General features: G+C 60.3%; 12 protein-coding genes. 5 read left to right on the top strand and 7 right to left on the bottom strand.

Annotated elements, in window-relative coordinates; translation table 11 throughout:
• The first annotated feature begins 89 nt into the window (after positions 1 to 89).
• From ACIX9_RS11320 to ACIX9_RS11310, 3 genes are read left to right on the top strand one after another with little or no spacing between them, the layout of a single operon-like run.
• Positions 90 to 2,363 (top strand): WD40/YVTN/BNR-like repeat-containing protein, encoded by a 2,274-nt coding sequence (locus ACIX9_RS11320; RefSeq protein WP_013580622.1) that lies wholly within the window; start codon positions 90 to 92, stop codon positions 2,361 to 2,363.
• Positions 2,364 to 2,393: 30 nt separating this feature from the next.
• Positions 2,394 to 3,557 carry an aminofutalosine synthase MqnE gene (mqnE, locus tag ACIX9_RS11315; RefSeq protein ID WP_013580621.1) on the top strand — a complete coding sequence of 388 codons (1,164 nt, stop codon included), beginning with the start codon at positions 2,394 to 2,396 and terminating at the stop codon, positions 3,555 to 3,557.
• A 2-nt stretch (positions 3,558 to 3,559) separates the two neighbouring features.
• The gene (locus ACIX9_RS11310) at positions 3,560 to 4,129 is read left to right on the top strand and encodes a GNAT family N-acetyltransferase (protein ID WP_013580620.1); all 570 of its coding nucleotides are present in this window, start codon (positions 3,560 to 3,562) and stop codon (positions 4,127 to 4,129) included.
• A gap of 28 nt (positions 4,130 to 4,157) precedes the next feature.
• Here the strand turns inward: ACIX9_RS11310 and murA are convergent, their stop codons facing one another.
• From murA to murQ, 3 genes are all read right to left on the bottom strand, one after another.
• The gene (gene murA / locus ACIX9_RS11305) at positions 4,158 to 5,438 is read right to left on the bottom strand and encodes a UDP-N-acetylglucosamine 1-carboxyvinyltransferase (protein ID WP_013580619.1); all 1,281 of its coding nucleotides are present in this window, start codon (positions 5,436 to 5,438) and stop codon (positions 4,158 to 4,160) included.
• Between the two features lie 136 nt (positions 5,439 to 5,574).
• Positions 5,575 to 6,024: a hypothetical protein gene (locus tag ACIX9_RS11300; protein ID WP_013580618.1), complete on the bottom strand. Its 450-nt coding sequence runs from the start codon at positions 6,022 to 6,024 to the stop codon at positions 5,575 to 5,577.
• Between the two features lie 97 nt (positions 6,025 to 6,121).
• A complete protein-coding gene (gene murQ / locus ACIX9_RS11295; RefSeq protein ID WP_013580617.1) occupies positions 6,122 to 7,102 on the bottom strand; it encodes an N-acetylmuramic acid 6-phosphate etherase in 981 nt (326 codons plus the stop codon).
• A 192-nt stretch (positions 7,103 to 7,294) separates the two neighbouring features.
• Here murQ and lepB point away from each other — a divergent pair, with 192 nt between their 5' ends.
• Positions 7,295 to 7,855 carry a signal peptidase I gene (gene lepB / locus ACIX9_RS11290; RefSeq protein WP_013580616.1) on the top strand — a complete coding sequence of 187 codons (561 nt, stop codon included), beginning with the start codon at positions 7,295 to 7,297 and terminating at the stop codon, positions 7,853 to 7,855.
• Positions 7,856 to 8,171: 316 nt separating this feature from the next.
• Here the strand turns inward: lepB and tpiA are convergent, their stop codons facing one another.
• Positions 8,172 to 8,930 (bottom strand): triose-phosphate isomerase, encoded by a 759-nt coding sequence (gene tpiA, locus ACIX9_RS11280; protein WP_013580614.1) that lies wholly within the window; start codon positions 8,928 to 8,930, stop codon positions 8,172 to 8,174.
• Positions 8,931 to 9,072: 142 nt separating this feature from the next.
• On the opposite strand from tpiA, the gene ACIX9_RS11275 reads away from it, so the two are divergent.
• Positions 9,073 to 9,432 carry a four helix bundle protein gene (locus ACIX9_RS11275; RefSeq protein ID WP_013580613.1) on the top strand — a complete coding sequence of 120 codons (360 nt, stop codon included), beginning with the start codon at positions 9,073 to 9,075 and terminating at the stop codon, positions 9,430 to 9,432.
• Here ACIX9_RS11275 and ACIX9_RS11270 read toward each other — a convergent pair.
• From ACIX9_RS11270 to gap, 3 genes are all read right to left on the bottom strand, one after another.
• A complete protein-coding gene (locus tag ACIX9_RS11270) occupies positions 9,416 to 10,633 on the bottom strand; it encodes a phosphoglycerate kinase (protein WP_013580612.1) in 1,218 nt (405 codons plus the stop codon). The two genes, ACIX9_RS11275 and ACIX9_RS11270, sit on opposite strands and share 17 nt — an antisense overlap.
• A complete protein-coding gene (locus ACIX9_RS11265; RefSeq protein WP_013580611.1) occupies positions 10,633 to 11,040 on the bottom strand; it encodes a RidA family protein in 408 nt (135 codons plus the stop codon). Before ACIX9_RS11265 ends, ACIX9_RS11270 begins: the two co-directional genes overlap by 1 nt.
• Before the next feature lie 98 nt (positions 11,041 to 11,138).
• The gene (gap, locus tag ACIX9_RS11260) at positions 11,139 to 12,146 is read right to left on the bottom strand and encodes a type I glyceraldehyde-3-phosphate dehydrogenase (protein WP_013580610.1); all 1,008 of its coding nucleotides are present in this window, start codon (positions 12,144 to 12,146) and stop codon (positions 11,139 to 11,141) included.
• Between the last annotated feature and the right edge of the window lie 95 nt (positions 12,147 to 12,241).

Genomic DNA, 12,241 nt, shown 5'->3' with positions numbered 1-12,241 from the left:
GCTTTGTATCCGACACTTTCCCCGCTCGCGGCGTCTAACCCAGATATCCTATGAACGCTTGGAAATAGGAACGATTGGAAAAACTTCGAATGTTTCGACGCTTCGCTCTCAAGTCAGCTCTGCTCACTTTCCTCAGCCCGCTTCTTTTCTCGGCGACCTTCGCCGCAGCGGCCCCCTGGCTTCCGTTCGGACCGGACGGAGGCGACGCCCGTAAGTTCGCAATCGATCCCCACGATCACACCCATCTCTATCTCGGCACGGCCAACGGCTGGATCTATGAGACCCACAACAGCGGTGCAAACTGGCGTCGTCTCTCGCGCGTGGGCAAACGCGATGACCTCGTCATCGACAACATCGTCGTGGACCCTTCAGACCCGAAACACCTCATCGCCGGTGCCTGGGTCGGCTCGGATGGCGGCCTCTTCATCACCTATGACGGCGGTGCCACCTGGACCAGCCAGGCTGAGATGCGCGGCCAGTCCGTGCGCTCCTTAACCTCCGCGCCCTCAGACCCCAAAATCATCGTTGCCGGCACCCTCAAGGGTGTCTATCGCTCCACCGACGGCGGCCGCCGCTGGCGCCTCATCAGCCCTCCGGACTCCACCGAAATCCATGAAGTAGAGTCCGTCGCCATCGACCCCAAGGACCCCAACATCGTCTACGCTGGCACCTGGCATCTGCCCTGGAAGACCGTCGACGCAGGCGAAAACTGGGACAGCATCAAGCAGGGAATCATCGATGACTCCGACGTCTTCTCCATCATCATCGATCCCAACTCCCCCAAAGTCGTCTACGCCAGCGCCTGCTCCGGCATCTACAAGAGCGAGGACGCCGGCACTCAGTTCCACAAGATCCAGGGCATCCCATCCACCGCCCGCCGCACCCGCGTCCTCCTCCAGGACCCCAGCAACCTCGACATCGTCTTCGCCGGAACCACAGAAGGTCTCTTCCGCTCCACCGACGCCGGCAAGCAGTGGCAGCGCACTACTACGCCTGAGATCATCATCAACGACGTCTTCGTAGACCCCACCGATCCTCACCACGTCCTCCTCGCCACGGATCGTGGCGGCATCCTCGCCTCGGACGATGGAGGCGACACCTTCCGCTCCTCGAACGGCGGCTTCTCCGCCCGTCAGGTCGCAACCCTCAAGCGCGACAACCTCCACCCCGCCACCATCTTCGTCGGAGTCGTCAACGACAAGGAGTGGGGCGGCATCTTCCAAAGCGACAACGGCGGCATCGACTGGGCGCAGCGCAGCGAAGGCCTCAAAGGCCGCGACGTCTTCTCGCTCGGCCAGTCCCCGGACGGAACCATGATCGCCGGCACAGCCCACGGCATCTTCCGTCTGGATCGCGACGCTGCCGTCTGGAATCAGGTCGAACAGACCCCGGAGGCCATTGCTGCGGATAACGCCGCGGTGGCCCCGCCCGAGATTCGCGCAGCGGTCTCCATCAACCGCAACCAGTTCGCCCAGCGCAACAACGTCAAGCCGTCGGCAACTCACGCCGCCCCCCACACCACCGCGCTCAAAAACAGCAAGGGCAAAGCCTTTCAGCACCCACCCCTGCATAAGGCCGCCAAGCCGCTGCCCAACTCACCAGCCGCCCGGAAAGCAAAGCTTCTCGCCGCAAAGAAGCACACCGCCGCTCCTTCGAAGCGCACAAAGATCGTAGTCGTAAAGAAACCACAACCCGTAGCCCCTCCAGTGAAGGAACTCACGGCCACCGCAGCACCCAAGCCTCACTTCTTTGACGGCAGCGTCTTCGCCATTACCACCTCGGACCAGACCCTCCTCGCCGCCACCTCAGCCGGCCTCCTCGCCAGCTCAGACCAGGGAGTCAGTTGGAAGCCCGCCGGCCCGCCTGACTCCGCGGAGTGGCGTTACCTCGCCTCCGCAAAGAACAATGTAGTTGCCGCATCCCTCCACGGAGTCCAGTTCTCGCCTGACTCCGGCGCTGACTGGTCGCCCATCCGCATGCCCGAGAAGATCACCCTCGTCACCGCCACAGCAGTCGAGCCCTCAGGCGAGATCTGGGTCGGCGGCCCGGAAGGCATCTTCGTCTCTTCCGACGCCGGCAACACCTGGACCACGCCCAAGAACCTCTTCACCAACTCCGTCACCAGCATCTACTACGACGACGCAACCAACCGCATCCTCGTCACCGCCGTAGGCTCCGGCAGCGCCGCCTTCATGGTCCAGCTTCCACAGAAGACCGTCACCTATACAGATACCGGCTGGAACCTCCGCTTCGTTCGCCCGGTCGGCGATCACCTCGTAGCCGCAACCTTCTTTGACGGCATCGTCATTCAGCCCAAGATGATGTCAGGTTCAGCACCCAAACCGGAGACCGCCGCTCGCTGAAGCCGGCCCCACAGGAATAGAATTGTTCTTATGAGCGCCGCGCCAATCTTCACCTCCACTGCCCTGAAGCCTCGTCATTCCTTTCAGACGGACGATCGCAATCTCCTGCCGATCGCAGAAAAGGTTCAGGCCGGTGAGCGCCTCAGCTTTGAAGACGGGGTCACCCTCTTCCGCTCCGGCGATATCCTCGCCGTAGGCTGGCTCGCCAACCTCGTCCGCGAGCGTCTCCACGGCGACCTCACCTACTTCAACGTCAACCGCCACATCAATCCCACCAACGTCTGCGTCGCCTCCTGCCGCCTCTGCGCCTTCGGCCGCAAAAAAGGTGAAGCCGATACCTACACCATGGCCCTTGAAGAAGCCTTCGAGACCGCAGCCAGCGGCTACACGGAAGCAGTCACCGAGTTCCACATCGTAGGCGGCCTCCACCCGGACCTCCCCTTCGAGTACTTTATGGACCTCGTCCGCGGCCTCAAGCAGCGCTTTCCCAAGGTCCACATCAAGGCCTTTACCATGGTGGAGATCGCCTTCCTCGCCAAGCGCGGCAAGATGACCATCCCGGAAGCTCTCCAGCAGATGAAGGACGCCGGCGTAGACTCCATGCCCGGCGGCGGAGCGGAGATCTTCGCAGACCGCATCCGCCACATCATCTGCGACCACAAGATCGACGGCGGTGAGTGGCTCGACACCGCCCGTCTCGCCCACCAGATGGGCTTCCGGTCGAACGCCACCATGCTCTACGGCCACGTCGAGGCCGATGAAGACCGCGTAGACCACATGATGCGCCTCCGCGCCGTCCAAGACGAGACCGGTGGCTTCCAGACCTTCATCCCGCTCTCCTTCCACCCGGACCACACGGCCCTTTCTCACATCCCCAAATCAACAGGAATGTTAGACCTCCGCCAGATCGCCGTCGGCCGCCTCATGCTGGACAACTTCCCCCACATCAAGAGCTACTGGCAGATGGTCACCCCCCAGATGGCCCAGATCTCCCTCCGCTTCGGCGCGGATGACGTCGATGGCACCGTCATCGAAGAAAAGATCTACCACGACGCCGGAGCCACCACACCCCAAGGCATGCGCCGCGCGGACCTCGTCCGCCTCATCACGGAAGCCGGCCGCATCCCCTTTGAACGCGACACCCTCTACCGCGCCATCACCCGCACAGAAGACACCTTCACCGTCTCCGCCTGACGTTGCCTCAGCAGCCCACCACAATCCGCCCCGGCACCCCCGCAGACCTTGAGCCCATGTATCAGCTCGACCGCCTCTGCTTTGACGCACCCTTCCGCTTCAGCCGAGCCGCCATGCGCCACTTCGCCTCGGAGCAAGGTGCCTTCACCCTCGTCGCGGAGTTTCAACAAAATTCGGGTGCCCCATCCATCGCAGCGCCTCATCGCGATGGGTGGGATGCAACCTCTCCCCCAGCGGGCACTCCGTCCACGCAAGCACCCACCTTGGCCGGCTTCATCATCATCCACCTCGAACACATCCACCCCCGCACCCAGGCCTACGTAGTCACCCTGGACGTAGCCCCGGAGCATCGTCGCCAGGGCCTCGCCCGCCGCCTCCTTGAAGCCGCGGAGCAGCAGTCAGCTACCCGCCAGGCCTCACCCATGACCCTGCACGTCTGGACGGAGAACACCCCAGCCATCAATTTTTATGAACGCTCCGGCTACGTCCGCACCGTACTACACCCCAACATGTACGCACCCGGCAAAGACGCCTACGGCTACCTGAAGGCTCTCACGAATCCGAAGCCTTAGGTAGCCGTAAATAAATCCGCTAGCCAGCCTACTTCTTGCCGAACACATCCCCCATCCGCCGAATCTGCGCCCCAACCCCCCGCAGCTTCTCCTCGATCCTCTCATATCCACGATCCATGTGATAAACCCGGTCCAGGATTGACTCGCCATCCGCCACCAGAGCAGCCAGCACCAGGCTCGCTGAGGCCCGCAGGTCGGAGCACATCACCGCCGCTGACTGCATCGGAGTCTTCCCCCTCACTGTAGCCGTCCGGCCCTGTACGGAAATATTCGCACCCATCCGGTTCAGCTCCTGCACATGCATGAACCGGTTCTCGAAGATATTTTCCGTGACATTCGTAGTCCCCTCCGCCTGCGTCGCCAACGCCATAAACTGCGCCTGCATATCGGTAGGGAAGCCCGGATACTCTTCAGTCGAGATATCCGCAGCCTTCAACTCGCCGCCAGATCGAACCCGGATGCTGTCCTTGCCCACATCGATCCGCACACCCATCTGCTCCAGCTTCGCAATCAGCGCGCCCAGGTGAGACGGATCGCAGCAATCCACATTCAGATCGCCGCCCGTGATCGCACCCGCCATCAGGAACGTCCCCGCCTCAATCCGGTCCGGGTTGATCTTATGCCTGGCCCCATGCAGCCGCGTCACGCCCTGAATCTTCATCGTGGATGTCCCCGCACCCTCGATCTTCGCCCCCATTGCCAGCAGCAGCGCCGCCAGGTCCGTCACCTCAGGCTCCCGGGCACAGTTTTCCAGGATCGTCTCACCCTCAGCCAGCGTCGCCGCCATCAGGATGTCTTCCGTCCCCGTCACCGTGATCTTGTCGAAGACGATATGTGCACCCTTCAGCCGGTTCGTCCTGGCCTCCAGATAGCCATGATCCTGCGTGATCGTCGCGCCCATCTGCTCCAGCGCCGCAAGGTGCATATCGATAGGCCGTCCCCCGATCGCACAGCCTCCCGGCATCGCCACCCGCGCAATCCCGGTTCGCGCAATCAGCGGTCCCAGCACCAGCGAGCTCGCCCGCATCGTCTTCACAATCTCGTACTTCGCCACCGGATCGGACAGCACCGCGCACTTGATATGCGTCCTGTGCTGCGCCCGACCATACCCAAGCTGCACCTCGGCACCCATGCTCACCAGCAGCTTGCGCTCCGTCTCAATGTCCTGCACCTGCGGAATATTCTCGAGGATCAGCTCATCCTCAGTCAGAATCGCCGCAGCCATACAAGGCAGAGCCGAGTTCTTCGCACCAGAAACCTTGATCGTACCCAGAAGGGGATTGCCACCGCGCACTACAAACTTGTCCATCCCTCAATTCTACGAACCTTTCGCATGTGCAAGCAGCGTAAAAAGATGGCGAAATAGATTCCACGCCACCTGCCAACCAAAGAAAAACGCGGAGCCGAAGCCCCGCGTCATCCCATCCGTCTTTCCATCGCTGAAACTAAGCCGTAGGCGCCGGAGCCGGGGCAGCCGCACCCTGATCCCCACCACGCCCATGATGCCGCCGCTCGGACTTCATCTCCGCAAGCTGCTGCTTCTGCTGATCGTTCAGCACGCCATCCAGCTTCTGCTTTGAGTCCTCCATGATCGCCCGCATCTGCTGATGCATCTGCTTCACGGTCATGTTGCTGTCGGAGGCATGCAGGTCCGCCATCTTCTGATCGCGTTCAGCCAGAATCGGCTCAACCTGTGCCGCCTGATCCGGCGTCAATCCCAGCTTCTTGGTCAGGAACTTTACCTGATGAGCCGCATCCGGCCCATGGTGCGCATGCTCACGAACGATGGGCGCGGGAGCCGGAGCAGTCTGGTCTGGAGTCTGTGCTGAAGCCGCAACGCCGCCGCAGAGAGCCGCGCCAAGCAGAATAAATGAGAGTTGAGAAAGGGTACGCATAGAACATCTCCTGGGTGCTTCGTCTGGGGCTCGGCAGGAGCATCTACGCTCCCGCCTTCACCACATCAAACCCAGCTTCCAGCCCACAGTTGCGCCCTTAGAGCTCAAGCCTTGAGTCGTCGATCGCCAGCCGCACATTCCCGTCGGATTTACCCAGACGCCGCACAGCCTCCATCTTGTCGACATTCGCCTTCAACATCACCATCGCAATCGGAATCGACTTGCCCGCGCTCTTGATCGTCCGGATCGCCGTATCCCGGTCAATGTGGCACACATCCATCAACACCCGAATCCCGCGCTCCACCAGCTTCGCGTTCTTCATGTGAACGTTCACCATCAGGTTGTCGTACACATAGCCCAGCCGCGTCATAGCGCCGGTTGTGATCATGTTCAGGATCATCTTCTGTGACGTCGAAGCCTTCATCCGGGTTGAACCCGAAATCACCTCAGGCCCCACCTCCGTCACAATCGACGTATCAGAAACATCCGCCAGCGGTGTCCCGATATTGCACGTCACGCAGGCCGTCTTCGCCCCTCGCGCACGCGCATACTCCACAGCGCCGACGACATACGGTGTCCGTCCGCTCGCTGAAACACCAATCACGATGTCCTTCCGTGTAGGCCGTCGCCGCGCGATATCCCGCTGCCCAATCTCGGGCGAATCCTCATTCACATCGGAAGCCGAGGCCAGCGCCTTGGGCCCGCCCGCCATGATGTACTGCACCTGGGAAGGAGCCGTGGAGAACGTAGGAGGGCATTCGCTCGCATCCAGCGACGAGATACGCCCGCTGGACCCCGCACCCACATAGATCAGTCGTCCACCGTCGCGCAGCGAACGCGCAACCGTGTCGATCACAATCGCGATTTCAGGCAGCGCCTTCTTGACCGCTGCCGCAATCTTTGCGTCTTCCTGGTTGATAATCCGCGCTATCTCCAGCGCCGATTTCGTATCCAGATCATGCGATGCCGCGTTCAGACTCTCCGTCGTCAGACCGGAAAAGGGTCTCAGATCACGAATTCCAGAATGTTTCTCCGGTCTTTCCGGCTCAACTTGCTCGATCATCGTCAGGGTTGCCATCTTGTACCGCCGTCTTTACCTATTCTAGCCGTATCCTTATTGGATGCACGATCTTGCCTTACGGTGTCAAAGGACGACTCTCATCGTGAAACAGATTGCGCCAACTTGCAATAGCTCTTGGTGGCACTACACTACACCTTCCAGGCCAAACGACGCGTCTAATCTGATACAAGCGTCAGGAGTATGACTGAATTGAACGACTTTGTCCCTCAACCTGCTGCCCCTTCCGAACCAACGCCCGCCAAAGGCTCCCTCCGCGCCTGGCTCCGCGACCTCCTGCTCTCCGTCGGCGTCTCCGCCTTCATCATCATCTTCCTCTACCAACCGGTCCGCGTAGAGGGAACCAGCATGAACCCCGGTCTTGAGGACCAGGATCGCCTCTTCGTCAATAAACTCGCCTTCCACGTCGGAGAGATCCACCACAGTGACGTCGTCGTCTTCCTCTACCCCCACGACCACACCAAGAGCTACATCAAGCGCGTCATCGCCGTCCCCGGAGACCACATCCGCATCGATCACGGTCGCGTCTACCTCAACGACCAGCGCCTCCCCGAGTCCTACGTCCCCACCCGCTTCACCGACGACCGCTCCCAGCCCGAACTCATCATCCCCCCAGCCTCCTACTTCGTCATGGGTGACCACCGTTCCATCTCCTCAGACAGCCGCGACTTCGGCCTCGTCCCCCGCGATCTCATCTACGGCAAAGCCGCCTTCGTCTACTGGCCCATGGATCAGGCGGGCGTAGTCCGCTAAAGTTTCCACCCCAACCAACTAACCGCCATCCCCCAGGCATCCGACTACTTATCACCGGCAAGCAGATCGGTTACAGGTTCTCTGGAGAAGACAAATGGCACGTATCGGACGTTGGTTCCTCGCTCTTACTATGGTGGTTATGCTGGCAGGCCTCGTGCCCCATGCAGATGCCCAGATCATCATTCGCACCGGCCCCCGTCACAGGCATTATCATCACCACCGCCACTACCATCACCGCGGCTATTACCGCTAGGCTCCATACCCAGCGCATAGAGAAGCCCCGCCGTCAGGCGGGGCTTCTCTATTTCAATCATCACTACGCAGTCGCGTACTTCACAATCCGGCAGAACGTCTCTGGATCTAAGCTAGCCCCACCCACCAGCGCCCCATCGATATTCGGCTGAGCCATCAATTTCGCCGTATTCTCGGGCTTGACCGACCCCCCATAAATAATCCGCGTAGACTCCGCACGCTCCTCACCCAGCCTCTCCGCAACCTCCCGCCTGATAATCTTGTGCGCCTCTTCCACCTGCGCCGGAGTAGCCGTGCTTCCAGTCCCGATCGCCCAGATCGGCTCGTAAGCAATAATCATCGCCTGCGACCCCTCCCGCTCCACCCCATTCAGTGCGCAGGAGATCTGCCACCGCAGCACCGCCTCTGTCAGCCCGGACTGCCGCTTATCCATCGTCTCACCCACGCACACCACCGGCGTCAGCGAGTGTGCAATCGCAGCCTTCAGCTTCCAGTTCACCATGTCGTCGGTCTCATTCGCATAGATCCGCCGCTCGGAGTGTCCCAGCAGCACATGCGTGCAATGAATACTCGCCAGCATCGTCGGCGAGGTCTGCCCCGTATAAGGCCCCTCATTCAGCCAGTGCATCGTCTGAGCCCCAGCCCTGACGTTCGATCCCTCCACAGCCTCCAGCACATAGCCCAGCGAAGACATGGTCGGAAACAGAACAACCTCATCCCGCGTATGGTTCTCGATCAAAGGCAAAAACACCTGCAGAAACGCAAGCGACTCCCTCGGAGTCTTGTACATCTTCCAATTCCCGGCAATCACAGGCTTCCGCATAGTCCCCAAGTATCCCATCTTCATCCGAAGATAGGCAACGATCTATACTGACCTCGACCAAGCTGGCAGCTGATAGCTCATAGCTGGCAGCTGGAAGAAAACCCTCTGTCCTGACCACAATCTCTTCCGGAGAAGAAAGTTAATGCAAGACTTCCGCCAACTGGCAGTGTGGAAGCGAGCCCACCTCCTCGTCCTCCACATCTATGAAGCATCCGAAGCCATGCCAGAAGCCGAGCGCTTCGGGCTCTTGCTCAACCTGAGAAGAACTGCAATCTCGGTCGCCTCCAAAATCGCAGAGGGAAGTGGCAGAGGGAGCGATGCCAAATTCGCAATCGAACTCCGCAGAAGCCGCGCAGCCATTACAGAACTGGAATACCTGCTCCTGCTTTCACGAGATCTCGGCCACCTGCCGGAGACTCAGTTCCAATCGCTCACAGAAGAGATCGTCGAAGTCCGCAAGATGATCTCAGGCCTCATCTCCCGTCTTACAACCGCTCCGTAAGCGCCTCAACCCCCGGCAGAACCTTCCCCTCCAGAAACTCCAAACTAGCCCCACCCCCGGTCGAGATATGCGTGATCTTCCCCGCAAACCCCGACTTATGGATCGCCGATACAGAATCCCCGCCCCCCACAATTGTCGTGGCCTCATCGTTCCCGGCCACAGCCTCTGCAATCGCGTTCGTTCCCACGGCAAAAGCAGGGAACTCAAACACCCCCATCGGCCCATTCCAAAGCACCGTCCGAGCCCCCGCAATCTCTGCCGCAAACAACTCCACCGTCTCCGGCCCAATGTCGAGAGCCATCTTGTCCTCCGGAATCCCCGCCGGCGCCTTCCAGACCCCACGCGCAGCATCCGCGGCAAATCTGTCCGCCACCACATGATCCACCGGCAGCAGGAACCGCACACCCTTGGCCGCAGCCTTCTTCAGCGTCTCCCCGGCCACATCAACCTTGTCCACCTCCACCAGCGATTTACCCGTATCCTGCCCCATCGCCCGCAGAAACGTATAAGCCATCCCACCACCGATCAGCACCGCATCCGCCTTCTCCAGCATCGCCTCGATCACCCCGATCTTGTCCGACACCTTCGCCCCCCCAATGATCGCCACAAACGGCTTATCCGGCTCCGTCAGCGCCTTCCCCAGGTGCTCCAGCTCCGACTCCATCAGCAACCCAGCCGCGGACTCCTTCACAAAATGCGTAATCCCTTCCGTCGATGCATGAGCCCGATGCGCACTTCCAAAAGCATCGTTCACATACACATCGCACAGAGCCGCGAGCTTCTTCGCAAAAACCGGATCGTTGGCCTCTTCCCCCGCATGAAACCGCAGGTTCTCGAGCAGCAGTGTCTGCCCCTGCTCCAGCCCATTCACCAGCTCTGTCGCCACCTCGCCCACGCAATCCGGCGCAAACCCGACGTTCTCATCTTCGCCCAGCACATGATCCAGCAGCTCCCGCAGACGATCCACCACAGGCCGCAGACTCAGCGCCGGAACAACCTTCCCCTTAGGCCGCCCCAGGTGGGAACACAGCACCACCCGAGCCTTCCGCCGCAGCGCATACTCGATCGTCGGCACCGTCTCCCGAATCCGCGTATCGTCCAGAATCTCCCTGCCATCCTTGGACAGCGGCACATTGAAATCCACGCGAATCAGCACGCGCTTCCCACCCAGTTCAAGATCCCGTATCGACAGCTTAGCCATTACTCGTCTTCTCCTGGAGCATCCGTAGCGTCGCCTGGAATCAGCGCATCCGCCTCAATCTCAATCTTCCACCGCGGATCGATCAATCCTGCGACCACAACCATAGTAGCCGCCGGCTTCACCAGCTTGAAGAACTTCCCATGCACCCGCCCCGCAGCCTCCCAGTCATTCCGGTCGGTCAGATACATCCGCGTCCGAACTACATGCTCAAAGCTAGTCCCCGCGCTCTTCAGCGCCGCCGCAATCAAAGTCAGACATTGATCCGTCTGCCCCGCAACATCCGCGTCATCGCACCCCACCGGCCCAGTCCCCGACACCATCACATGCCGCCCAACCCGCACCGCCCGCGAGAACCCAATCACATCCTCGTACTCAGAAGTCCCCGCAAAGTTCTGTCGCTCATTCATCACTTTAGGTTACTCGCTTCCTGGATGTGGTTGTAACCCACAAGCAAAAGGGCCAGACAACTGTCTGAGCCCCATTGCTGAAGTTAGGATGAAAAACTCTACAGCCCCTTCTCCACCAAAAACAAAACCAGATCCTTCACCCGGCTCGAATACCCCCACTCATTGTCGTACCAGCTGATCACCTTCCCAGTCTGCCCAACAACCTTCGTCAGCTTCGAGTCAAAAATAGACGACCGAGAATCCCCCCGGAAGTCCGTACTCACAAGCTCCTCGTCCGTAAAGCCCAGAATCCCAACCATCGGTCCGGCTTCAGAAGCAGCCTTGATCGCCGCATTGATCGTCTCCACCGAGATTGGCTTCTCCGCCACAAACGTCAGGTCCACGACCGATACGTTCGGAGTCGGAACCCGAATCGCAAATCCATCCAGCTTCCCAGCCATCTCCGGCACCACCAGCTTCAGCGCCTTGGCCGCGCCGGTAGAACTAGGAATCATGCTCAAAGCAGCCGCCCGAGCCCGCCGTAGATCCTTATGCGGCGTATCCAGGATCACCTGGTCGTTCGTATAGCTGTGGATCGTCGTCATGATCCCGCTCGCAATCCCAAACGTATCGTGCAGCACCTTCACCACCGGAGCCAGGCAGTTCGTCGTGCAGCTCGCGTTCGAAATCACATGATGCTTGCTCGCATCGTACTTGTCATCGTTCACGCCCAGCACCACGGTCAGGTCCTCATTGGTCGCCGGCGCGGAAATGATTACCTTCTTCACGGTCGTTCCCAGGTGCGCCTTCGCCTTCTCCGCATCCGTAAAGAACCCCGTCGATTCCACCACGATCTCCGCCCCCACGCTCGCCCAGTCCAGCTTGCTCGGGTCGCGCTCCGCAAACACCTTGATCTTCTTCCCATCGACCTCGATGTAGTCCGCCCCATGGGAGATCGTGTTCTTCAGATTCCCCAGAATCGAGTCGTACTTCAGCAGATGGGCCAGCGTCGCCGGCGTCGTCAGATCGTTCACCGCAACGAACTCGATCTCCGGATTTCCCAGAGCCGTTCGAAACACATTCCGTCCAATGCGGCCGAAGCCGTTGATCCCAACCTTCACTGCCATAGTATTGCTCTCCTTGCTATCACTCCGCAGGCTATCAAAGCCGCTCGGGGGGTGCAAACCCGGCATCCCCTGACGCATCCGCATTTGCCCCCGCC

The sequence above is a fragment of the Granulicella tundricola MP5ACTX9 genome (assembly GCF_000178975.2).
Taxonomy (GTDB): domain Bacteria; phylum Acidobacteriota; class Terriglobia; order Terriglobales; family Acidobacteriaceae; genus Edaphobacter; species Edaphobacter tundricola.
This window is presented reverse-complemented; position numbering and strand designations above follow the sequence as displayed.